The organism is Klebsiella sp. RIT-PI-d, assembly GCF_001187865.1.
Lineage (GTDB): Bacteria > Pseudomonadota > Gammaproteobacteria > Enterobacterales > Enterobacteriaceae > Superficieibacter.
This window is the reverse complement of sequence record NZ_LGIT01000003.1, coordinates 193,102-214,544: the sequence shown is the minus strand read 5'-3', so window position 1 is coordinate 214,544 and position 21,443 is coordinate 193,102. Positions and strand designations below refer to the sequence as shown.

At 55.5% G+C, this 21,443-nt stretch carries 21 protein-coding genes and 1 other RNA gene; 13 read left to right on the top strand and 9 right to left on the bottom strand.

The annotated features are described in order from the left end of the window. The first annotated feature begins 170 nt into the window (after positions 1 to 170). Positions 171 to 1,046 carry a small-conductance mechanosensitive channel MscS gene (gene mscS / locus AC791_RS01430; RefSeq protein ID WP_049838705.1) on the top strand — a complete coding sequence of 292 codons (876 nt, stop codon included), beginning with the start codon at positions 171 to 173 and terminating at the stop codon, positions 1,044 to 1,046. Between the two features lie 65 nt (positions 1,047 to 1,111). Here the strand turns inward: mscS and AC791_RS20845 are convergent, their stop codons facing one another. Continuing rightward, positions 1,112 to 1,246: a hypothetical protein gene (locus tag AC791_RS20845; protein WP_265597043.1), complete on the bottom strand. Its 135-nt coding sequence runs from the start codon at positions 1,244 to 1,246 to the stop codon at positions 1,112 to 1,114. A 197-nt stretch (positions 1,247 to 1,443) separates the two neighbouring features. Between AC791_RS20845 and argO the strand changes: the two genes are divergently transcribed. Both argO and AC791_RS01420 read left to right on the top strand, forming a co-directional pair. After that, complete coding sequence (gene argO / locus AC791_RS01425) at positions 1,444 to 2,079, top strand: arginine exporter ArgO (protein WP_049839047.1); 636 nt, start codon at positions 1,444 to 1,446, stop codon at positions 2,077 to 2,079. A 90-nt stretch (positions 2,080 to 2,169) separates the two neighbouring features. Then, positions 2,170 to 2,934, top strand: coding sequence for an oxidative stress defense protein (locus AC791_RS01420; protein WP_049838704.1), 765 nt, complete (start codon positions 2,170 to 2,172; stop codon positions 2,932 to 2,934). A 38-nt stretch (positions 2,935 to 2,972) separates the two neighbouring features. Here AC791_RS01420 and argP read toward each other — a convergent pair whose 3' ends face one another. Then, positions 2,973 to 3,866, bottom strand: coding sequence for a DNA-binding transcriptional regulator ArgP (gene argP, locus AC791_RS01415; RefSeq protein ID WP_049838703.1), 894 nt, complete (start codon positions 3,864 to 3,866; stop codon positions 2,973 to 2,975). Positions 3,867 to 4,030: 164 nt separating this feature from the next. Between argP and rpiA the strand changes: the two genes are divergently transcribed. Together rpiA and serA are read left to right on the top strand one after the other, a co-directional pair. Continuing rightward, positions 4,031 to 4,690 carry a ribose-5-phosphate isomerase RpiA gene (rpiA, locus tag AC791_RS01410; protein ID WP_049838702.1) on the top strand — a complete coding sequence of 220 codons (660 nt, stop codon included), beginning with the start codon at positions 4,031 to 4,033 and terminating at the stop codon, positions 4,688 to 4,690. A gap of 264 nt (positions 4,691 to 4,954) precedes the next feature. Then, positions 4,955 to 6,187 (top strand): phosphoglycerate dehydrogenase, encoded by a 1,233-nt coding sequence (gene serA, locus AC791_RS01405; protein ID WP_049838701.1) that lies wholly within the window; start codon positions 4,955 to 4,957, stop codon positions 6,185 to 6,187. 115 nt (positions 6,188 to 6,302) lie between these two features. Here serA and AC791_RS01400 read toward each other — a convergent pair whose 3' ends face one another. The 3 genes from AC791_RS01400 to zapA all read right to left on the bottom strand — a co-directional run bounded on the left by AC791_RS01400 (position 6,303) and on the right by zapA (position 7,476). Next, complete coding sequence (locus AC791_RS01400; RefSeq protein ID WP_049838700.1) at positions 6,303 to 6,899, bottom strand: 5-formyltetrahydrofolate cyclo-ligase; 597 nt, start codon at positions 6,897 to 6,899, stop codon at positions 6,303 to 6,305. A gap of 22 nt (positions 6,900 to 6,921) precedes the next feature. Next, positions 6,922 to 7,105, bottom strand: a non-coding RNA gene (gene ssrS / locus AC791_RS19475) — 6S RNA. Between the two features lie 41 nt (positions 7,106 to 7,146). After that, entirely contained in the window at positions 7,147 to 7,476 is a 330-nt protein-coding gene (gene zapA, locus AC791_RS01395) for a cell division protein ZapA (protein WP_049838699.1), read from the bottom strand. Positions 7,477 to 7,644: 168 nt separating this feature from the next. Here zapA and AC791_RS01390 point away from each other — a divergent pair, with 168 nt between their 5' ends. The 8 genes from AC791_RS01390 to AC791_RS01355 all read left to right on the top strand — a co-directional run bounded on the left by AC791_RS01390 (position 7,645) and on the right by AC791_RS01355 (position 17,718). Continuing rightward, a complete protein-coding gene (locus AC791_RS01390; protein WP_148677734.1) occupies positions 7,645 to 8,223 on the top strand; it encodes a YecA family protein in 579 nt (192 codons plus the stop codon). 21 nt (positions 8,224 to 8,244) lie between these two features. Further along, complete coding sequence (gene pepP, locus AC791_RS01385; RefSeq protein ID WP_049838697.1) at positions 8,245 to 9,561, top strand: Xaa-Pro aminopeptidase; 1,317 nt, start codon at positions 8,245 to 8,247, stop codon at positions 9,559 to 9,561. Next, a complete protein-coding gene (gene ubiH / locus AC791_RS01380; RefSeq protein WP_049838696.1) occupies positions 9,558 to 10,736 on the top strand; it encodes a 2-octaprenyl-6-methoxyphenyl hydroxylase in 1,179 nt (392 codons plus the stop codon). Before pepP ends, ubiH begins: the two co-directional genes overlap by 4 nt. Before the next feature lie 53 nt (positions 10,737 to 10,789). Continuing rightward, positions 10,790 to 11,992, top strand: a complete 1,203-nt coding sequence (ubiI, locus tag AC791_RS01375; RefSeq protein ID WP_049838695.1) for an FAD-dependent 2-octaprenylphenol hydroxylase — start codon at positions 10,790 to 10,792, stop codon at positions 11,990 to 11,992. Between the two features lie 376 nt (positions 11,993 to 12,368). Continuing rightward, positions 12,369 to 13,463, top strand: coding sequence for a glycine cleavage system aminomethyltransferase GcvT (gene gcvT, locus AC791_RS01370; protein ID WP_049838694.1), 1,095 nt, complete (start codon positions 12,369 to 12,371; stop codon positions 13,461 to 13,463). Positions 13,464 to 13,485: 22 nt separating this feature from the next. Continuing rightward, complete coding sequence (gene gcvH / locus AC791_RS01365; RefSeq protein ID WP_049838693.1) at positions 13,486 to 13,875, top strand: glycine cleavage system protein GcvH; 390 nt, start codon at positions 13,486 to 13,488, stop codon at positions 13,873 to 13,875. Positions 13,876 to 14,028: 153 nt separating this feature from the next. Then, positions 14,029 to 16,902 (top strand): aminomethyl-transferring glycine dehydrogenase, encoded by a 2,874-nt coding sequence (gcvP, locus tag AC791_RS01360; RefSeq protein WP_049838692.1) that lies wholly within the window; start codon positions 14,029 to 14,031, stop codon positions 16,900 to 16,902. Positions 16,903 to 16,974: 72 nt separating this feature from the next. Next, positions 16,975 to 17,718 carry an SDR family oxidoreductase gene (locus AC791_RS01355; protein ID WP_049838691.1) on the top strand — a complete coding sequence of 248 codons (744 nt, stop codon included), beginning with the start codon at positions 16,975 to 16,977 and terminating at the stop codon, positions 17,716 to 17,718. A gap of 121 nt (positions 17,719 to 17,839) precedes the next feature. On the opposite strand, the gene AC791_RS01350 is transcribed toward AC791_RS01355, so the two are convergent. The 4 genes from AC791_RS01350 to AC791_RS01335 are packed head-to-tail and all read right to left on the bottom strand — an operon-like array spanning position 17,840 to position 21,360. Next, positions 17,840 to 18,352, bottom strand: a complete 513-nt coding sequence (locus AC791_RS01350) for a protein disulfide oxidoreductase (protein ID WP_049838690.1) — start codon at positions 18,350 to 18,352, stop codon at positions 17,840 to 17,842. After that, positions 18,342 to 18,941 (bottom strand): DsbA family protein, encoded by a 600-nt coding sequence (locus AC791_RS01345; protein ID WP_049838689.1) that lies wholly within the window; start codon positions 18,939 to 18,941, stop codon positions 18,342 to 18,344. The genes AC791_RS01350 and AC791_RS01345 overlap by 11 nt, the downstream gene beginning before the upstream one ends. Positions 18,942 to 18,943: 2 nt before the next feature. Continuing rightward, positions 18,944 to 20,953, bottom strand: a complete 2,010-nt coding sequence (locus AC791_RS01340; protein WP_049838688.1) for a protein-disulfide reductase DsbD family protein — start codon at positions 20,951 to 20,953, stop codon at positions 18,944 to 18,946. A 47-nt stretch (positions 20,954 to 21,000) separates the two neighbouring features. After that, positions 21,001 to 21,360 carry a hypothetical protein gene (locus AC791_RS01335; protein WP_049838687.1) on the bottom strand — a complete coding sequence of 120 codons (360 nt, stop codon included), beginning with the start codon at positions 21,358 to 21,360 and terminating at the stop codon, positions 21,001 to 21,003. Between the last annotated feature and the right edge of the window lie 83 nt (positions 21,361 to 21,443).

Below are 21,443 nucleotides of genomic sequence, written 5' to 3'. Positions count from 1 at the left end.
TCTTTTTTTATGGTTAAGCCGCATTTTTCTATTATGTATTCAACGTCCTGGTCGCCGGGTTTTGTGATCAATTTGGCATTTCTCCGCTTTGTGTTTACCCTTTACTAACTTACTTTCCCCCTTTGGGATGACCGTTCGTTTTCTTTTTGAGTAACCATAAGGATGGCTTAATGGATGATTTAAACGTCGTGGACAGTATCAATGATGCAGGCTCGTGGCTGGTAACCAATCAGGCGCTGCTGTTGAGTTATGTGGTGAATATCGTTGCGGCTATCGCGATTATCGTGGTTGGGGTGATTGTCGCGCGCGTGGTTTCAAAAGCGGTCGATCGCGTGATGATCGCCCGTCACATTGATGCCACCGTCGCGGACTTCCTCTCTGCGCTGGTACGTTACGCTATCATTGGTTTTACGCTGATCGCCGCGCTCGGCCGGGTCGGTGTCCAGACGGCGTCGGTGATTGCTGTACTGGGTGCAGCAGGTCTGGCGGTGGGTCTGGCGTTACAGGGATCGCTCTCTAACCTTGCTGCGGGCGTGCTGCTGGTCATCTTCCGCCACTTCCGCTCCGGTGAATATGTTGATTTAGGGGGCGTTGCCGGAACCGTGCTGCACGTGCAAATCTTTTCAACTACGCTGCGCTCATCCGATGGCCGCTATGTGGTTATTCCGAACGGTAAAATCATCGCCGGGAATATCATTAACTATTCGCGTGAACCGGTACGCCGTAACGAGCTGGTGATCGGCGTTTCCTATGACGCGGATATCGATCAGGTAAAAAAGATCCTGACCGATATTATCCAGTCGGACGAACGTATTATCAAAGATCGTGAAATGACGGTGCGAATGAACGAACTGGCGGCCTCCCAGGTCAACTTTGTGATCCGTATCTGGAGCCAAAGCAGCGATTTGCAGAGCGTATACTGGGATGTGCTGGAGCGCATTAAACGCGAGTTTGACGCGAAAGGTATTGAGTTCCCGTATCAGCAGATGGACGTTAACCTTAAGCGGACTAAACAAGAGAAAGAAGTCGATCTAGTGAAGCACTAAGGTGTACATGCTATTGCTCCCGTTAAAAGTGACGGGAGCAATAGCCCTATTAACGGTTTATTTCTTCAGGCATCGCGCCCACTTTTTTGCGGCATATTCCACGCCCTCGCTTTTTGCTTATCCCGCCACTGAAACTGAACCTGCGGAAGATGAATCGCCTTTTCCCAGGTGCTAATCTCTTGCTGACTCAGCACGGTCATATGCGCCGCTATGCTCCAGCGTATTAACCATCGGTGCCAGATTATTATCCAACGTAGTACTCATCGCTGGCTGCGTGATAGTAGCGGTGCTGTGTAATTATTAGATGCTCTTATAGCTTATTAAAATTTTAAATTTCCGCTAATAAAAAGGTTGATATATAGTCTGCGCCATGGGCATTCAGCATGGAATTATCAATATGTTATCTTATTATTTTCAGGGGCTTATACTAGGTGCCGCAATGATCCTGCCACTCGGGCCACAAAATGCCTTTGTGATGAATCAGGGGATCCGTCGACAGTATCACATCATGATCGCCTTTCTCTGCGCGGTAAGTGATATGGCGCTGATTTGCGCCGGCGTATTTGGCGGCAGCGCACTGCTGGTGCAATCGCCCTGGCTGCTGGCTATTGTGACCTGGGGCGGAGTGGCTTTCTTACTGTGGTACGGTTTTGGCGCACTAAAAACTGCCATGAGTCGTCATCTGGCGCTGGCCAGCGCGGAAGTTATGCGCCAGGGACGCTGGAAAATTATCGCGACCATGCTGGCAGTCACGTGGCTTAATCCGCATGTTTATCTCGACACTTTTGTCGTGCTGGGCAGTCTTGGTGGCCAGTTGGAGAGCGTGCCGCGACGCTGGTTTGCCGCGGGCACCGTCAGCGCCTCGTTCCTGTGGTTCTTTGGTCTTGCACTGCTGGCCGCATGGTTGGCCCCCCGTCTGCGCACGGCAAGGGCACAACGTACCATCAATATTGTGGTAGGCTGCGTTATGTGGTTTATCGCTTTTCAGCTGGCGAAAGAAGGCGTTAATCACATTCAGACATTGTTTAACTAAGCCTTGTCTGATGGACTTTCTGCGCGCAAAGACTAAGCTTGCTGGCATGTGCTCTCTTGGTGGGTGCTTAACGCAAATGGAGGTTCGACAGTGAAGTTTAAAGTGATGGCCCTGGCGGCACTGGTGAGTTTAGGCGCAATGTCGGCTTCGGCAAATGAACTGCCGAATGGTCCGCATATTGTCACTTCCGGCACGGCGAGCGTTGATGCTGTTCCGGATATTGCAACGCTGGCAATTGAAGTTAACATCGCGGCCAAAGATGCTGCGTCAGCCAAGAAACAAGCTGACGAGCGTGTGGCGCAATATCTCACTTTCCTTGAACAAAATGGCGTAGCGAAAAAGGACATCCGTTCCGCCAATTTGCGTACCCAGCCTGATTACGATTATCAGAACGGGAAAAGCATTCTTAAAGGGTATCAGGCGGTAAGAACGGTTGAAGTGACGCTGCGCGAGCTGGATAAGCTTAACGCCCTGTTAGACGGTGCGCTGAAAGCGGGGCTGAACGAAATTCGTTCCGTCTCGTTAGGCGTGGCAAAACCTGATACCTATAAAGATCAGGCGCGTAAAGCGGCCATTGATGATGCTGTTCGTCAGGCGCAGGAACTGGCTTCCGGCTTTAAAGGTACGCTGGGGCCGGTATATAGCGTGCGCTATCATGTTTCCAATTATCAGCCGAGCCCGATGGTGCGGATGATGAAAGCTGACGCGGCCCCGGCCTCAGCTCAGGAATCCTACGAGCAGGCAACGATTCAGTTTGACGATCAGGTCGATGTGGTATTTGAACTGCAGCCTGGACAGAACGCGAATCAGAACCAGAATGCCGCGACGCCTGAGACGGCAGAAAAAGCGCAGTAAAAGAGTCTGTGTAATGCCCCCTGTGTGCGGGGGCATATTCAAACCTGGCGCAGCACCCGGTGCCCATGTTCCAGCAGCGCATCGGTAACATTGCGCATCATCCGACTCTCTGGTGCAAAACGGTGCCAGTACAGCATTCGACGTTGATACAGACCCGGCGTCAGATCGATAAGCTCGCCACTTTTAAGCTCTTTTTCTATTTGCAGGTGCGGGATCATACAGCATGTTGTTCCCTGACGCGCCAGCTGAACGAACGCTTCCGATGAGTTAACGATGTGGCAGGGCACGCTGCCCGGCGGCAAATCAAAATTCTGCTGTAAAAATGCCTGATGCATATCATCCAGATGATCAAACGCGACGGCAGGGGCCTTTAATAGCGCCGAGCGGGTAACCCCGTTAGGAAAATATCGCGCTGCAAACTCTTTCGACGCCACAAATAGATAATCCAGCGCACCAAGGGGATCGACCAGACAGCTTGGCAGCGCCTGCGGCTGAATACTTACCGCACCCACCACTTCACCACGCCGTAAACGCTCCTGCGTACGCGTTTCATCTTCCACCTGTAGATTCAGGCGTATTGGCGAATCGACCAGAACCGGGGCCAGGGCAGGCAGCAGCCAGGTGGCCAGACTGTCGGCGTTTACCGCCAGCGACAGCAGCAGCGGGGTAGAGCCGGTCTGCTCATCGCCCAGCCATTCCTCTTCCAGCATCTCAACTTGACGTAATAATGCCAGCAGCTTTTGTCCCTGCTCGGTTGGACGTGGTGGAACAGTACGTACCAGTAGCGGTTGTCCAAACATATTTTCTAACTGTTTAATACGCTGTGAGACGGCGGACTGGGTAATGCATAGCTTCTGCGCTGCGCGTTCAAATCCACGTTCACGGATCACTGCATCCAGCGCCTGTAACGTTCTGTAGTCCGGACGTTTCATGTAATTGTGTGGCTCCCTGGTAGTTTCTGTATAGCACTATGACATAAATCCGACGCGGATACAGACGAAATTGTCTGTCTGATTCGGTCACGCGCGTGGCAGGGACATTCGGGGGGCAGATGTTCTATAATGCGCACAGGATTATCACTCCACAGGTAAATATGATGACGCAGGATGAACTGAAAAAAGCAGTAGGCTGGGCCGCCCTTCAGTATGTCGTACCGGGCACAATTGTTGGGGTAGGGACCGGTTCGACTGCCGCCCATTTTATTGATGCGCTGGGTACCATGAAAGGGCAAATTGAGGGGGCGGTATCCAGTTCCGATGCGTCTACCGCTAAACTGAAAAGTCTCGGCATCACGGTATTTGATCTCAATGAAGTGGATCGCCTGGGCATCTATGTTGATGGCGCAGACGAGATTAATGGCCAGATGCAAATGATCAAAGGCGGCGGCGCGGCGCTGACCCGGGAAAAAATTATTGCCTCGGTCGCAGATAAGTTCATCTGCATTGCCGATGCATCAAAACAGGTCGATATCCTCGGCACCTTTCCGCTGCCTGTGGAAGTGATCCCGATGGCGCGCAGCGCGGTGGCGCGTGAGCTGGTCAAGCTGGGTGGGCGCCCGGAATATCGCCAGGGTGTATTAACCGACAACGGCAACGTTATCCTTGACGTCTGGGGAATGGAGATTATCGACCCTGTTGCCACCGAAAACGCGATTAATGGCATTCCGGGTGTTGTGACGGTGGGCCTGTTTGCCAATCGTGGCGCTGATGTTGCGCTCATCGGAACTGCTGATGGCGTGAAAACTATCGTGAAATGATCTGACGGGGGATTAGCTCCCCCGTTTAAAAAAATTCCGATCGCCAAATTTAGTGACATGTATCACGTTTTGCTGTCCGCTCTGATAATTCCCCCACGCAATCTTCTTAGTCCAGCATTTTATGCTGCTATTTTCCGCAGTATGACATTCCCTCAATTTACCGACGCAAACGTTCATATTGCCGCGATAGTTTTTTTTGATATGTTGCTTAGAGAGAGTGGCGTTTAGCTCAATATCCGTTAAGACAAAGACAGGGTCGGGGAAATGGCAAAGGTATCACTGGAAAAAGATAAAATTAAGTTTCTGCTGGTTGAAGGTGTTCACCAGAAAGCGCTGGATAGCCTGCGTGCTGCGGGTTATACCAACATTGAATATCACAAAGGCGCGCTGAGCACCGAACAGCTGAAGGAATCGATCCGTGACGCCCATTTCATCGGTCTGCGTTCCCGTACAAATCTGACAGAAGAGGTGCTGGCCGCGGCTGAGAAGCTGGTGGCGGTAGGCTGCTTCTGCATCGGTACTAATCAGGTCGATCTGGATGCCGCAGCCAAACGCGGTGTGCCGGTATTTAACGCGCCGTTCTCTAATACGCGTTCCGTGGCTGAACTGGTGATCGGGGAACTGCTGCTGCTGTTGCGCGGAATACCGGAAGCCAATGCTAAAGCCCACCGCGGGATCTGGAACAAGCTGGCCTCAGGCTCGTTTGAAGCACGCGGCAAAAAGCTGGGCATTATTGGTTATGGTCATATCGGCACTCAGCTTGGCATTCTGGCGGAATCGCTGGGGATGTACGTGTATTTTTACGACATTGAAAATAAACTGCCCCTGGGCAATGCCACTCAGGTGCAACATCTTTCCGACCTGCTGAATATGAGTGACGTGGTTAGTCTGCACGTGCCGGAAAACGCCTCGACCAAAAATATGATGGGGCCGGAAGAACTGGCGCTGATGAAACCCGGTGCGTTGTTGATCAACGCCGCGCGTGGCACTGTGGTGGATATTCCTGCTCTGTGCGATGCGCTGTCACGTAAACATCTGGCCGGAGCGGCTATCGACGTCTTCCCGACTGAGCCTGCAACAAACACCGACCCGTTTACTTCGCCGCTGTGCGAGTTCGACAATGTGATACTGACGCCGCATATTGGCGGCTCCACCCAGGAAGCGCAGGAAAACATCGGCCTTGAAGTTGCTGGTAAACTGGCTAAATATTCCGACAATGGCTCTACGCTGTCAGCCGTCAACTTCCCGGAAGTGTCGCTGCCGTTACACGGCGGCCGCCGTCTGCTGCACATCCATGAAAACCGTCCTGGCGTATTAACCGCGATTAACCAAATCTTTGCCGCGCAGGGCATTAACATTGCCGCGCAGTTCTTGCAGACCTCATCAATGATGGGATATGTGGTTATTGATATTGAAGCTGAGGAAGATGTGGCCCAGCGCGCACTGCAAAGTATGAAAGCGATCCCGGGAACGATTCGCGCCCGGTTACTGTACTGAGTCTGTTGCCCGGTGGCGCTGCGCTTACCGGGCCTGCGGATGAGATGGCGCAGAAACGTGCAACGAGTACGGACAGCACCCTCTCCCTCAGGGAGAGGGCAGGGGTGAGGGTAGTTTACCACTCCCGGACAACAGACGGTGTTACCACCGCCGGTAGCGGAATATCCCACTCTTCAACCGGTATCGCGTCCACCTGCTGGCAGTCATGCGCGTAACCGACCGGCTGTAAGCGATACTGTTGCCAGTGCTGCAATGTCCGATCGTAAAATCCACCGCCCATCCCCAGACGCTGGCCCTGAGCGTCAAACGCCACCAGCGGGACGATCAGAACATCCAGCTGTGCCAGCGGCAATACCTCACGCACGTCCAGCCTGGGTTCCTGAATTTTCAGACGATTCATTACCAGCTCACTTTGCGGATGATAACGTAAAAACAGCAAATTGCCGGCGCTAAACGGATGCAAAACCGGAAGATAAACGCGTTTGCCCGCGCGCCAGAGCTGGTCGATCAGCGGTCGGGTATCAAGTTCGCCATCAAAAGAGAGAAACAGCGCCACAGAATGCGCCATGACTACGGGCGGATACGCCATCATACGGGCAGCGGCCTGCTGGGCCATATCGGTTTGTTGTTCAATCGAGAGAGAACGACGGCGCTGCCGGATAAGGCGGCGAATTTCCTGACGCTGAAGTGATGTGACGGAAGATACTGTCATGATAGTCGCAGGTAGAAGAAGGGGAATCTCCGAGATGCCGCCGCAGGCTGTAACCCTTGAACCCTTGGTTCAAGGTGAATATGTCGTCACAGTTTTAAGGCTTCTCGGACGAACCGAGCATGCTCACCAACCGTGGAGCGCCACATTCTGTTGGTATGAAATATCGGCTCAGGGGACTGGCCCGCTTGCTAACATCTCAGAGAAATTTTGTCTTCACGATAACTCTACCATAGTTAATCGCAAAGTGTTATTCAAACTTTGGCCCCGATCTTTCGGATATGCGACCTTGCTCAAGAAGTGCTTGTTCAATGGTCTGTTGCAGCATCCGAATACGTTGCTCCATGCTGGCAGCGTAATCGCGGGTTTTTGCCTTTTCCTGAGTTAACTCGTAGCTGATGTTCAACGCGGCGATGAAAACCAGCTGCTCAGTATTAGTGACTCTAGTGCGTTCTTTCAGATCTTGCAACCGCTGATTTAGATCGTCCGCAGCCTGATTCAGGGCATCCCTTTGTTCAGGCGGGCAATTCACGCGGAGTGAACGGCCAAAAATATGGATATCGACGGGTTGTGCAGACATGCCACCTTCCTGCTGAATTGACTGCGCGGCCTTCGTGCCCGAATCCGGGGCTGGCGAAGGGGCGACACTATAGCTACCCTGGTGTGCAGATACAAGCCCTTTTCTGGTATCACCAGGGTCCAAAGTGGTAGCATAACATGAATCTTCCCCTAACGATGACGAATGCGCATGTCTATAAAGAATGAAATGCCTGGTTACAACGATGTGAACCAGTTACTGAACCAACAGGGAGCAGGATTAACCCCGGCTGAAATGCACGGTTTGATTAGCGGCATTCTTTGCGGAGGCACCACAGACGCATCATGGCAACCGCTGATACACGATCTTACCAACGAAGGTCTGGCATTCGGTCATGAACTGGCGCAGGCGCTGCGCAACATGCACTCTGCCACTAGTGATTCGCTGGAAGATGACGGTTTTCTGTTCCAGCTGTATATGCCGGACGGCGATGACGTAAGCGTTTTCGACCGTGCCGACGCGCTGGCCGGCTGGGTGAATCATTTTCTGCTCGGGCTGGGCGTCACGCAGCCGAAGCTGGACAAAGTTCCTGGCGAAACCGGCGAGGCAATAGACGATCTGCGTAACATCGCTCAGCTGGGTTACGATCTGGAAGAAGATCAGGAAGAGCTGGAAATGTCGCTCGAAGAAATTATCGAGTACGTTCGCGTGGCGGCGCTGCTATGCCACGATACTTTCACGCGCCAGCAACCGACCGCGCCGGAAGTGCATAAACCGACCTTACATTAAGAATAAACTCAAGGAGGTATCATGACTCAGCAGGAGTTTCACCGTCGTCGCCAGGCACTTCTGGCTCAGATGCAACCGGGCAGTGCGGCGCTGATCTTTGCGGCACCGGAAGCGACGCGCAGTGCGGACACGGAATATCCGTATCGCCAGAGCAGTGATTTCTGGTATTTCACCGGCTTTAACGAGCCGGAAGCCGTGTTGGTGCTGATTAAAAGTGATGATACCCATAACCACAGCGTCCTGTTTAATCGCCTGCGCGATTTGACGGCAGAAGTCTGGTTTGGCCGCCGTCTGGGGCAGGATGCTGCGCCAGAGGCGCTGGGCGTTGACCGGGCGCTGGCCTTTAGTGAAATCAATACGCATCTGTACCAGCTACTGAACGGACTGGACACGGTGTGGCATGCGCAGGGCGAATATACGTATGCCGATAACATCGTCTTTAATGCGCTGGAAAAGCTGCGTAAAGGCGAGCGGCAAAATCTTGCTGCTCCCGGTAATATTGCCGACTGGCGGCCGCTGGTGCATGAGATGCGCCTGTTCAAATCCGCTGAAGAGATCGATGTGCTGCGTCGCGCCGGTGAAATCACTGCCCTTGCCCATATCCGGGCGATGGAAAAATGCCGTCCCGGCATGTTCGAGTACCAGCTTGAAGGTGAAATCCACCACGAGTTTACCCGCCACGGCGCGCGTTATCCCTCCTATAACACCATCGTTGGCGGCGGGGAAAACGGCTGCATTCTGCATTACACGGAAAACGAGAGCCTGCTGCGCGATGGCGATCTGGTTTTGATCGATGCAGGCTGCGAATACAAAGGCTATGCCGGTGACATCACGCGCACGTTCCCGGTGAACGGCAGGTTTTCCCCGGCGCAGCGTGAAATCTACGACATCGTGCTGGCGTCGCTGGAAACCGCGCTTACGCTCTATCGTCCGGGAACAACCATTCAGGACGTGACCACCGAAGTAGTGCGCATCATGATAACCAGTCTGGTAAAACTCAATATTTTGCAGGGCGATGTTGAAGAACTGATTGTCAGCAACGCGCATCGTCCGTTCTTTATGCATGGCCTGAGCCACTGGCTGGGGCTGGATGTGCATGATGTTGGCGCATATGGCACCGATCGCTCCCGACTGCTGGAGCCAGGCATGGTTTTAACCGTTGAACCGGGGCTGTATATCGCGCCTGACGCTGACGTTCCGCCACAGTACCGCGGTATTGGCATCCGCATTGAAGACGACATCGTGATTACCGCCTCAGGCAATGAAAATCTGACCGATCGGGTAGTGAAATCGGCCGATGACATTGAGGCCCTGATGGCGGCGGCGCAACACCAATGAGCGTGATTATTGTGGGCGGCGGCATGACCGGCGCAACGCTGGCGCTGGCGCTGTCACAGCTGACTCAGGGGGCGCTGGACGTACATTTAGTCGAGGCCCACGCGCCTGACGCGGCGGCCCATCCTGGGTTTGACGCACGCGCCATCGCGCTGGCTGCCGGAACCTGCGAGCAACTGGCGCGGATCGGCGTATGGCAGGCAATCGCCCCCAGTGCCACCGCGATTAATACGGTTCACGTCAGCGATCGCGGTCATGCCGGTGCAGTTATGCTGGAGGCCAAAGATTATGCTATTCCGGCCCTTGGCCAGGTCGTTGAACTTCATGACGTCGGGCAGCATCTGTTCAGGCTATTGCGTAAAGCGCCCGGCGTGACGTTGCATTGCCCGGCGAGCGTGGTTGGCGTCGAGCGCCGTCAGGAGCGGGTTAGTGTCATGCTCGATACTGGCGAAAGACTCGACGGTCAACTGCTGGTCGCCGCCGACGGCTCTCGTTCAGCGCTCGGCGCGCAGTGCGGTATCCAGTGGCAGCAGCAGCCCTACCAGCAACTGGCGGTGATTGCCAATGTCACGACCGCCGTTGCCCATCAGGGGCGTGCTTTTGAGCGCTTTACGCCGGATGGTCCTCTTGCCATGCTGCCCATGTCCGGGGGGCGCAGTTCTCTGGTCTGGTGCCATCCCCTTGCGCGTCGTGATGAGGTGATGTCGTGGTCTGACGGCCATTTTCGTGATGAGCTACAGCGGGCGTTTGGCTGGCGGCTGGGGCGTATTACCCAGATCGGTCAGCGGGCGGCCTATCCGCTTACGCTCTCCACGGCCTCAGACGTTATTTCCCATCGGCTGGCACTGGTTGGCAATGCGGCACAAACGCTGCACCCCATTGCCGGACAGGGCTTCAACCTCGGCCTGCGCGATGTCATGAGTCTGGCGGAAACCCTGGCCCGCGCGTGGGTGTCGACCGGCGACGCTGGCAGTTATGCCGCGCTGTGCCGCTATCGCGATCGCCGTCGCGCCGATAAAGCCGCAACTATAGGCGTCACCGACGGTCTGGTTCATCTGTTTGCCAATCGCTGGTGGCCGCTGGTCGTCGGGCGCAACGCAGGATTGATGGCGATGGAAACAGCGTCTCCGTTGCGTAACGCACTGGCCCGGCGCACGCTCGGCTGGGTTACGCGCTAAGCTATCTTATTCAAACCATTACGCCTGCCGAATCAGGCTTCAGGAGTAGAACTGTGCAAAGTGTTGACGTCGCGATTGTTGGCGGGGGAATGGTAGGACTGGCAATTGCCTGCGGTCTTCAGGGCAGCGGCCTGCGCGTGGCGGTACTCGAGCAAAAGACCGTCCAACCGCCGGAGGCGAATGCGCCTTACGCGCTGCGCGTCTCCGCCATTAATACCGCCAGTGAAAAACTGCTTAACCATCTCGGCGTATGGTCCGCAATCACTGAGCAACGGGCGAGCTGCTATCACGGCATGGAAGTCTGGGAGAAAGACAGCTTCGGGCATATCTCTTTTGATGACAGCAGTATGGGGCATACTCATCTCGGACATATCGTTGAAAATAACGTTATTCACCATGCGCTATGGAAAAAAGCTGAGCAGTGTCAGGATGTTACTGTTATTTCGCCAGCTGAGCTTCAGCAGGTTGCATGGGGAGAGAACGACGTCTTTCTCAATCTGAAAGACGGTACTATGATGACCGCCAGGCTGGTCATTGGCGCGGATGGGGCAAACTCATGGCTACGCGACAAAGCCGATATTCCGCTGACGTTCTGGGATTATAACCACCACGCGCTGGTGGCTACGATCCGCACTGCGGAACCGCACCAGGGCGTGGCGCGCCAGGTTTTTCATGGAGAGGGTATTTTGGCGTTCCTGCCGCTCAGCGATCCGCATTTGTGCTCTATCGTCTGGTCCCTGTCTCCGGAAGAGGCTGCACGAATGCAGCAGGCTGAAGAGGCAGAATTTAATCAGGCACTGACTGTCGCGTTCGACAATCGTCTGGGATTATGCAACGTTGAGAGCGAGCGTCAGGTCTTCCCGTTAACCGGCCGCTATGCGCGCCAGTTTGCGGCACACCGGCTGGCCCTGGTAGGCGATGCAGCCCACACTATTCATCCGCTGGCGGGGCAGGGCGTCAATCTCGGCTTTATGGATGCCGCTGAGCTTATCGGCGAACTGCGCCGTTTGAATCAGCAGGGTAAAGATATCGGACAGCATATGTACCTGCGCCGCTTTGAGCGGAGCCGCAAGCACAGTGCCGCAGTGATGCTGGCCAGTATGCAGGGTTTCCGTGAGCTGTTTGCCGGACATAACCCGGCGAAAAAGCTCCTGCGTGATATTGGCCTGAAAATGGCAGATACCTTACCCGGCGTAAAACCCCAGCTTATTCGGCAGGCCATGGGGCTTAACGATCTCCCGGACTGGTTACGTTAACTGCGTCACAGTTTTCTGCCCGGCCGCAGGGCCGGGTCAGTTTCCCTCATTTGAAAAATTCTAATTTCACCCTTCTTTTCACATTACTTTTTCTAATCCCTTCTGTTTGGCAATGAGGAAAAATCGCCGTTTTTTCCGCGTTAAATATTACTATCCTCGTAGCAGCAAGCCTGAAACATAATGTTTAGCGTGTTAAGTCGCTATTTCATGGTGCAAAATCCTGCGGCTGTTTTACGGTATTTTGGTCATAAGCTAATGTGATGACCTTCTTTAGCTTATGGTTTAGTGCCGAGTTCGGTGGTAAGTTCAGAGCTAAGAGAACGTTTGCGTCGCCACCGTTTTGCTGGCGAAGCCCGGCTTATTCAACGAGGAAAAGATGGCTCAACAAACTCCGTTGTTTGAACAACACACGCAGTGCGGCGCGCGGATGGTGGATTTTCACGGCTGGATGATGCCGCTGCATTATGGCTCCCAGATTGATGAGCACCACGCGGTTCGTAAAGATGCGGGCATGTTTGACGTTTCACATATGACCATCGTTGACCTTCACGGTATCCGTACCCGGGAATTTTTGCGCTATTTACTCGCCAACGACGTGGCAAAACTGACGACGCCGGGAAAGGCGCTTTACTCCGGTATGCTCAATGCGTCCGGCGGCGTGATTGATGACCTTATTGTTTACTATTTAACGGAAGATTTTTTTCGCCTGGTCGTAAACTCCGCTACCCGTGAAAAAGACCTCGCCTGGATCACCCAACACGCTGAACCTTATGCCATCGACATTGCAGTGCGTGATGACCTGTCGCTTATTGCCGTTCAGGGGCCGAACGCGCAGGCGAAAGCGGCTACCTTGTTGACCGACGCGCAGCGTCAGGCCGTGGCCGGGATGAAACCCTTCTTTGGCGTGCAGGCAGGCGAATTATTTATTGCTACCACCGGTTATACCGGCGAAGCGGGCTATGAAATTGCGCTGCCCGCTGAAAAAGCCGCCGGTTTCTGGCGTGAGTTGGTTGATGCCGGCGTCAAGCCTTGTGGACTGGGCGCGCGCGACACATTGCGTCTGGAAGCGGGCATGAATTTATACGGTCAGGAGATGGACGAGGGTGTTTCACCTCTGGCCGCCAACATGGGCTGGACGGTTGCGTGGGAACCTGCGGATCGTGATTTTATCGGCCGCGAGGCGCTGGAATTTCAGCGTAATAAAGGCACCGATAAGCTGGTCGGCCTGGTGATGACCGAAAAGGGCGTGCTGCGTAACGAACTGCCGGTTCACTTCACCGATGCTCAGGGTAATGCGCATGAAGGCGCGATCACCAGCGGCACATTCTCGCCTACGCTGGGCTACAGCATTGCGCTGGCGCGCGTTCCGGCAAGCATTGGCGACACGGCGATTGTGCAAATTCGTAACCGTGAAATGCCGGTTAAGGTGACCAAACCTGTTTTTGTTCGCAATGGTCATGCCGTTGCGTAATGTACTTTTTGGAGAATGAGCGATGAGCAACGTACCTGCAGAATTGAAATACAGTAAAGAACACGAGTGGCTGCGCAAAGAGGCGGACGGCACTTATACCGTCGGTATTACTGAACACGCGCAGGAGCTGCTGGGCGACATGGTATTTGTCGATCTGCCGGATGTTGGCGCAACTGTAGCCGCAGGCGATGACTGTGCCGTAGCGGAGTCGGTAAAAGCCGCTTCAGATATCTATGCGCCGATTAGCGGCGAGATCGTAGCCGTCAATGATGCGCTCAGCGACTCCCCGGAACTGGTCAACAGCGAGCCTTACACCGGCGGCTGGATTTTTAAAATCAACGCCAGCGACGATGCTGAAGTCGAGGCGCTGCTCGATGCCGCTGCCTATGACGCCTTATTAGAAGACGAATAAACCGCCCCTTTGCCGGACAGCGCCGCGGCTGTCCGGCCTGCGTCATCACAGCATCAACCCGAACACCACACCGTAGGCCCGGTAAGCATAGCGCCACCGGGCATCCGGCCAAAGACAACCACGATTCATCGAACGTTTCAGGAACTCTCGCTCATGACCCAGACGCTAAGTCAGCTTGAAAACAGCGGCGCTTTCATTGAACGCCATATTGGACCGGATGCCGCGCAGCAGCAGGCTATGTTGAACACGGTAGGTGCCGCGTCACTGGACGCGCTGATCGGCCAGATAGTGCCGAAAGACATCCAGCTTGCTACCCCGCCGCAGGTTGGCGAGGCGGCGACCGAATACGCCGCACTGGCGGAGCTGAAGAACATTGCCCGCCGTAACAAGCGCTTCACGTCTTACATCGGCATGGGATATACCGCCGTACAACTGCCGCCGGTGATCTTGCGTAATATGCTGGAAAATCCCGGCTGGTACACCGCCTATACCCCTTATCAGCCGGAAGTCTCACAGGGCCGCCTGGAGGCATTGCTAAACTTCCAGCAGGTCACGCTCGACCTCACCGGGCTGGATATGGCATCCGCTTCCCTGCTGGACGAAGCCACCGCTGCCGCAGAAGCAATGGCGATGGCAAAACGCATCAGCAAGTTGAAAAACGCCAATCGTTTTTTTGTCGCCGCCGACGTCCACCCGCAAACCCTGGACGTAGTGCGCACCCGCGCTGAAACCTTCGGTTTTGACGTTATCGTCGATGATGCTGACAAGGTTCTGGATCACCAGGACGTCTTTGGCGTGCTATTGCAACAGGTGGGTACCACCGGTGAGATCCACGATTACAGCGCGCTGACAGCCGAGCTGAAAACGCGCAAAATTGTGGTCAGCGTCGCCGCTGATTTCATGACCCTGGTTCTGCTGACCGCACCGGGCAAACAGGGCGCGGACATTGTTTTTGGTTCGGCGCAGCGCTTTGGCGTTCCGATGGGCTACGGCGGTCCTCACGCGGCATTTTTTGCGGCGAAAGATGAATTTAAGCGCTCAATGCCGGGCCGCATCATCGGCGTATCAAAAGATGCGGCGGGCAACACCGCGCTGCGCATGGCGATGCAGACCCGCGAGCAGCATATTCGTCGCGAGAAAGCGAATTCCAACATCTGTACCTCGCAGGTACTGCTGGCCAACATTGCAAGCCTGTACGCCGTTTATCACGGCCCGGTCGGCTTAAAGCGCATTGCCAGTCGCATTCATCGTCTGACCGATATCCTCGCAGCAGGCCTGCAACAGAAAGGCCTGAAACTGCGCCATGCCCACTATTTTGATACGCTCTGCGTTGATGTGGCTGACAAAGCCGCTGTCCTGGCGCGGGCTGAAGCCGCAGAAATTAACCTGCGCAGTGACATTCATAATGCCGTCGGTATGACTCTCGATGAAAGCACCACCCGCGAGAACGTGCTGGCGCTGTTTAACGTTCTTCTGGGCGACGATCACGGGCTGGACATTGACGCGCTGGACAAAGACGTAGCGCATGACAGCCGTGCGATCCCGGCTGCCATGCTGCGCGACGATGACATCCTGAGCCATCCGGTATTTAATCGCTATCACAGCGAGACCGAGATGATGCGCTATATGCATTCTCTGGAGCGCAAAGATCTGGCCCTGAACCAGGCGATGATCCCGCTTGGCTCCTGCACCATGAAGCTTAACGCGGCGGCAGAAATGATCCCCATCACCTGGCCAGAATTTGCCGAATTACACCCGTTCTGCCCGGCCGATCAGGCAGAAGGGTATCATCAGATGATCAACCAGCTTTCCGACTGGCTGGTGAAGCTGACCGGCTACGATGCGCTGTGTATGCAGCCCAACTCTGGTGCGCAGGGCGAATACGCGGGTTTGCTGGCGATCCGCCATTATCACGAAAGCCGCAATGAAGGCCATCGTGATATCTGCCTGATCCCCAGCTCCGCACACGGCACCAACCCGGCTTCTGCTCAAATGGCAGGTATGCGTGTGGTGGTAGTGTCCTGCGACAAAAATGGCAACATTGATCTTAACGATTTGCGGGCAAAAGCGGAGCATTCGAGCGAAAACCTCTCCTGCATTATGGTCACCTATCCGTCGACGCACGGGGTGTATGAAGAGACGATCCGCGAGGTTTGCGAAATCGTGCACCACTTTGGCGGTCAGGTTTATCTGGATGGCGCAAACATGAATGCGCAGGTGGGCATTACCTCACCGGGCTTTATCGGTGCGGACGTCTCCCACCTTAACCTGCACAAAACCTTTTGCATCCCGCACGGCGGCGGCGGTCCGGGCATGGGACCCATCGGCGTGAAGGCACATCTGGCCCCGTTTGTTCCGGGGCACAGCGTCGTACAAATTGAAGGGATGCTGACTCGACAGGGTGCGGTTTCCGCAGCACCCTTTGGCAGCGCATCTATTCTGCCGATTAGCTGGATGTATATCCGTATGATGGGTGCACAGGGGCTTAAGCAGGCCAGTCAGGTGGCGATCCTTAATGCCAACTATATCGCCAGCCGTCTGAAAGAGGCGTTCCCGGTGCTGTATACCGGTCGTGACGGACGCGTGGCGCACGAATGCATTCTCGACATTCGTCCGCTGAAAGAGGCAAGCGGTATTAGCGAGCTGGATATTGCCAAACGCCTGATCGACTATGGTTTCCATGCGCCGACCATGTCGTTCCCGGTAGCAGGTACATTGATGGTTGAACCGACCGAATCCGAGAGCCAGATGGAACTGGAGCGCTTTATTGAGGCTATGCTCTCCATCCGTGCGGAAATCGATCGCGTACAGAACGGCGAGTGGACGCTTGAGGATAATCCGCTGGTTAACGCTCCGCATACCCAGTATGAGCTGGCGGCGGAATGGACACACGGCTATAGCCGCGAAGAGGCCGTCTTCCCGGCAGGATCGGTGAACAAATACTGGCCGACCGTCAAGCGTCTCGACGACGTTTATGGCGACCGTAACCTGTTTTGTTCCTGCGTGCCGCTGAGCGAATATCAGTAATAACGGCTACAGTTAACCAGGCCGGGTGTGCGTCTCAGCGCTACCCGGCTTTTTTAATCCACGGGAGAAGAGATGGCTATTGCGCTGGTGACCGGCGGCAGCCGGGGAATTGGACGCGCGACTGCTTTAGCGCTGGCAACACAGGGCTTTACGGTGGCGATAAATTATCACCACAATATTCAGGCAGCGACAGAGGTGGTTGCAGCCATTACCGAACAGGGTGGACGGGCATTTTCGCTGCGCGCTGACATCAGCGATGAGTCACAGGTTATGGCCATGTTCGGGGCCATTGACCGCCAGGGCGAGCCACTGACTGCGCTGGTCAATAATGCCGGAATACTGTTTGAACAAAGCACCATTGAGACGTTAACAGCGGAGCGCATTAACCGCGTAATGGCGACCAACGTCACCGGGTATTTTCTCTGCTGCCGCGAGGCGGTGAAACGCATGGCGCACCGCCACGGCGGGCAGGGCGGGGCGATTGTTAACGTATCATCGGCCGCTGCGCGGCTGGGATCGCCCGGCGAGTATGTCGATTACGCGGCGTCGAAAGGGGCGATTGACACGCTGACGACCGGTCTGTCACTGGAGGTCGCAGCCCAGGGCATTCGGGTGAATGGTGTTCGTCCGGGATTCATTTATACCCAAATGCACGCGTCAGGCGGCGAGCCGGAACGTGTGGATCGTGTTAAATCCGCGTTGCCAATGCAGCGCGGCGGCCAGCCGGAAGAGGTCGCTCAGGCCATCGTCTGGCTACTGAGCGACAACGCATCCTATGTGACCGGCAGTTTTCTGGAGCTGGCGGGCGGAAAGTAGTCTCCGGGCGTTGGCTGGAACGGTGCGATGCACCGCTCCAGCAACCCGCGCGTCGAATGGCATTGACGCGGTTTACGGCCGGCGGCTACCCGATGTGGAAAGCAAGTCTGTCCGCAGCCGGTCAGGTCAGGCGCGCGTCCGCCATCCAGAGCCGGAGGCGCATTCCCCAGCTACTGGTCCAGCCGCTGGTTATCGACTTCACTTCGCCACGATAAATCACCACCAGCGTCGGTGTCACCTGCACATCCCATTGCCGTGAAAGCTGACCGCTGGCGTCATTGATTATTGGCAATGCTATTTTTTTATGTGCCTGCCATTTCTCCAGCGTCGCATTATCGCCGGATCGCAGCGCCACGGTAATCACATTGCCGCCATTATCGGCCAGGGTGGCCACTGTCGGCGTGGTATAACGACATACCCCGCACCACGTGGCCCAGACGTACAGCAACAGAGGGCGTTCCTGACTCATTGTCGCCAGATCGATCGTTCGGCCATCAATCGTTTGCAGTGGGGTGTTGCTGAAATTTTGCGGCAATGCGGGCGCGCGAAGATAATCCACCGCCAGGCTTATTACCGCCCCGATCAACAGCAACACGACCCCTTCGCGCAGCCAGCGCGTTACTTTACTGTGCATCCGCTTTCGCCAGCTGTTCTTTCACAAGCGCCTCCAGATCGGCTTCAGGGATCGCCCCGGCGACCATCTCATCACCGATGATAGTGGCGGGTGTCCCCTGAATATTCAGCACCTGCGATAAAATCAGGTTCATTTTCAGCGATTGCAGTGTTTTCTCATCGGTTCTCACCTGGTCAGTCCCCGTCTTCTGCTGTGCGGCGCGGATGCTGGAATCATCGTGATAGCCTTTTTTTAGCATCAGCCGCTGGTGTAGCGCCCAAAACGTATTCGGCTGCTGCTGCCAGGTGGAGAGCGCCACTTTGGCCGCGTTAACGGAACTTTCTCCCTTAAACGGCAGCAGCTTCACAATCATCAACACGTCAGGATTGTCGTGGACGATTTTCTCCAGCATCGGGTCGAACTGCTTGCAGTACGGGCAGTTGTAATCCGTAAAGGAGACGATAGTAAGTTTTGGCTGTTTGGCCCCTATCCTGGGACTTTGCGGATCATTAAAAAGCAGCTGTCCGAGCTCGTCGTCGGCAGACGATCCCGGCGCGGCCAGGCTGAATGTTGCCATGCACAGCAACAGTAATGCGGTGACGATCCTCATGATTATTGTCCTTTTGCGTCAGATAACGTGGCAAGAAGCGCTTCTCGATTTAACAGCGCGGGCAGCGTCTGGCCCTGTACCAGCGCCGGTCCGTAAATCTGATTAAACGGCACCGCAGCGCTGCCCCGAGCATTCAGAAACTGGCTAATGGTGTCCGACGGGCGGCTCCAGTCGCCGCGTAGTGCAACCACATCCGGCGCAGAAAGCGCCTCCTGGACATCGTCACGGAGCAGTACGTTGTACTTATTGGCTTTACAGGTGACACACCAGTCAGCGGTCACATCAATAAACACCCGCTGGTGCTTTGCCAGGGCATCGGTAATCGCCTGTTCGCTCAGCGGTTGCCAGTTAATACGATCGTGGCGTGTACTCTGACCTGATGGCGGCGAAACCAGTGCAACTGCCATACCCGCGACCAGTACCAGCGCCGTTGCCTGCATTGCCCTGCGCCAGTGATAGCGCCAGGCCGTCGCCAGGAGCAGTACCACAGCGAGAAGGCCGATTAGCGTCAGCACCGGCAGGCGGCCGATGTGGATCGTTAACAGACTCACCAGCCACAGCGCCGAGATAAGCATCATCAGCCCAAGCACGATCCGAACGTAATTCATCCAGCGGCCTGGTCGGGGCAGATGTCTGGCAAATCCAGGCCAGGCCACGATCAGCAGCCACGGCAGGCTCATCCCGACACCCATGGCGAAGAAGATCCCCCACAGCAGCGGCAGGGGCGCAACGAGCGCGACCGACACGGCGGTGCCGAGAAAGGGTGCAGTACACGGCGTCGCCAGAAGCGTAGCAAATGCGCCCTGCCAGAAATGGCCCATCAAACCGTTACCGCCGCGGGTAGCCAGAAAGGTACTGGTAGTTGAGGAGAGACGAAACTCAAACAGCCCCAGTAAGCTGGCGCTGAACAGCATCATTACCAGCGCCATCGCGCCAATAAACCACGGGTTCTGAAACTGGATCCCCCAGCCCAGCGCCTGATTACCCAGCCGTAGCACCGTCATCATGAGCGCCAGAGCAAGAAAAGAGACAACTATTCCGCAAACGGATGCCATGAATTGGCGTCTTATAACACCGCGCTGCTGGTCAGCACTTTGCACCAGCGTTCCCAGCTTCATGGCCAGTACCGGCAGTACGCACGGCATGACATTAAGGATCAGGCCCCCGGCGAGGGCCATCAGCAGCACCCACCACAACGATAACGCGACCGGAGCGGTGCCCGGAACAATTGCAACCTGACTCTCTTCAGCCTGACCGCCTTCGGCAAGTACCAGCGATACCGTCTTACCGCTGAGGTCTGGCGCAGCATCGCCCCAGCTATCGGTAACCGGCAGGGTGGCAGTCAGTGTATTCCCTTTGATGGTGAAAGCGGGCTTGCCAAAATCCACCTCATCCATGGTATCGATAAACAACGATGGCTGCTGCCAGCCGGCATCACGCACGGCGGTGACCGTTAACTTACCGTCGGTGTAGCTGGCGCTACGCTGCGAGGTCAGGCCATTCGCCAGCGGCAGAGTTCCCATCGCACGGGTGAAATCGTAGCCAAAGTCGCTCCCTGCGGGAGTGCGCGTATCCAGCGAGAAAGGGTAGTCGGTGAGAATACAGACGTTGCTGCACGTGGACAGCGTCAGTACCCCGCGCAGTGTGTCCGGCAACGGGCCGCGGATTTCCAGCGGGAAACTGACATTTCCGTGGTAGCCCTGAGTGGACATCCCGGCAACGTCAAAGCGCTGCGGCGTCGGCCAGTGCCAGCTGACATCAAGCGGGGTAGACCAGGCTATCGCCGGCGCAATGCCTCCTTCACCCGGCGAGCGCCAGTAGGTTTTCCAGCCCTTTTCCAGAGCGACGTCCAGCAGCAGGCGCATTTCACCGCTGCTCTCATTTTGCGCACGCAGCCTGACGCTGGCGTGTTGATTATCAGCGGCGCGCAGCCAGCCGCTGTCGGCGGCCTGACTGACGGGCAGCCATAGCCAAAGCAGGCAGACCAGCAGTCGCCTGAATACCATAAGCATAAATTTTCTCCGTAAATGAATAATTAACCTGAACCGTCAGGCCGTACTCATTCACGGAAAACGCATAATCGGAGATGCACCCGTAGCCGGGGAGGAGAGATGTCGCGGGGAGGCCAGAGTCGTTCGATACGCTCAGGTATCGCGGCCAGCACTGCCAACAGCAGGGCGATGGCAAATAACGCGCCTTCGAACAGCATCGGCGTAACCGCCATCAGAGATTTGGCGCTCAGCTCGCAGAACATTACAGGCTTATCACTGCTGCTCTGACTCTGTTGTATCGATTGAGTAGCGATAGTTGAATCCATGACAAGCGCATGTGCCCCGGCCATACGCTGCGCAGTGCATACCAGCACTACCAGACAGGCAAGGGCTACCAGAAGAATGGCGTTGCGTTGTCGCTTGATCATGTTCGCCTCAATAATTAATACAATCTATCATATCGGGGGAACGCATTTTGGCAATGTTAAAGCTGTAAAGAAATGTCGTTCGC

Coding starts and splice junctions, on each gene's coding strand:
- AC791_RS01355 (WP_049838691.1), top strand. CDS start 16,975: ATGGCTATTGCGCTGGTGACCGGCGGCAGCCGGGGAATTGGACGCGCG.
- mscS (WP_049838705.1), top strand. CDS start 171: ATGGATGATTTAAACGTCGTGGACAGTATCAATGATGCAGGCTCGTGG.
- AC791_RS01400 (WP_049838700.1), bottom strand. CDS start 6,899: ATGACAGTATCTTCCGTCACATCACTTCAGCGTCAGGAAATTCGCCGC.
- argO (WP_049839047.1), top strand. CDS start 1,444: ATGTTATCTTATTATTTTCAGGGGCTTATACTAGGTGCCGCAATGATC.
- AC791_RS01390 (WP_148677734.1), top strand. CDS start 7,645: ATGTCTATAAAGAATGAAATGCCTGGTTACAACGATGTGAACCAGTTA.
- gcvT (WP_049838694.1), top strand. CDS start 12,369: ATGGCTCAACAAACTCCGTTGTTTGAACAACACACGCAGTGCGGCGCG.
- AC791_RS01335 (WP_049838687.1), bottom strand. CDS start 21,360: ATGATCAAGCGACAACGCAACGCCATTCTTCTGGTAGCCCTTGCCTGT.
- zapA (WP_049838699.1), bottom strand. CDS start 7,476: ATGTCTGCACAACCCGTCGATATCCATATTTTTGGCCGTTCACTCCGC.
- AC791_RS01340 (WP_049838688.1), bottom strand. CDS start 20,953: ATGCTTATGGTATTCAGGCGACTGCTGGTCTGCCTGCTTTGGCTATGG.
- AC791_RS01345 (WP_049838689.1), bottom strand. CDS start 18,941: ATGAGGATCGTCACCGCATTACTGTTGCTGTGCATGGCAACATTCAGC.
- ubiH (WP_049838696.1), top strand. CDS start 9,558: ATGAGCGTGATTATTGTGGGCGGCGGCATGACCGGCGCAACGCTGGCG.
- serA (WP_049838701.1), top strand. CDS start 4,955: ATGGCAAAGGTATCACTGGAAAAAGATAAAATTAAGTTTCTGCTGGTT.
- AC791_RS01350 (WP_049838690.1), bottom strand. CDS start 18,352: ATGCACAGTAAAGTAACGCGCTGGCTGCGCGAAGGGGTCGTGTTGCTG.
- gcvH (WP_049838693.1), top strand. CDS start 13,486: ATGAGCAACGTACCTGCAGAATTGAAATACAGTAAAGAACACGAGTGG.
- rpiA (WP_049838702.1), top strand. CDS start 4,031: ATGACGCAGGATGAACTGAAAAAAGCAGTAGGCTGGGCCGCCCTTCAG.
- pepP (WP_049838697.1), top strand. CDS start 8,245: ATGACTCAGCAGGAGTTTCACCGTCGTCGCCAGGCACTTCTGGCTCAG.
- AC791_RS20845 (WP_265597043.1), bottom strand. CDS start 1,246: ATGACCGTGCTGAGTCAGCAAGAGATTAGCACCTGGGAAAAGGCGATT.
- gcvP (WP_049838692.1), top strand. CDS start 14,029: ATGACCCAGACGCTAAGTCAGCTTGAAAACAGCGGCGCTTTCATTGAA.
- argP (WP_049838703.1), bottom strand. CDS start 3,866: ATGAAACGTCCGGACTACAGAACGTTACAGGCGCTGGATGCAGTGATC.